Source organism: Gilvimarinus sp. 1_MG-2023 (assembly GCF_030548285.1).
Genome location: NZ_JAUOSC010001002.1, coordinates 1 through 272, shown reverse-complemented (window position 1 = coordinate 272; position 272 = coordinate 1). Strand labels below are relative to the sequence as shown.

At 57.4% G+C, this 272-nt stretch carries 1 protein-coding gene; it reads right to left on the bottom strand.

All coding sequences use genetic code 11. The features are described from left to right. Positions 1 to 272: hypothetical protein (locus Q4563_RS19895; protein WP_303605746.1), on the bottom strand; the 272-nt coding region annotated here is incomplete at both ends.

Sequence of the window (272 nt, the reverse complement as noted above, 5' to 3'; positions counted from 1 at the left end):
GCGCGGTACTGTCGGTCTGAACCAGGGTCAGGCCAATCCCGATACGGTCGGCCATCAGGCCCAGATAATCCGCCACCATGCCTTCGTGCTTACCGCCCGTGCCGATTTTTTCCAGCGGCATCCAGTCGGGGTTGGCGCAATAAGTAATGTTGGGCTGTTTTTCCAGGTAGGCTTTTTCGCTGGCGGTCAGCGCCATACCGCTGCCGGGTCTGGCAATATAGTTTTCATTGCCCATCCAGCGCTGGGAAATAGTTGCTTGCTCATCACGGGAC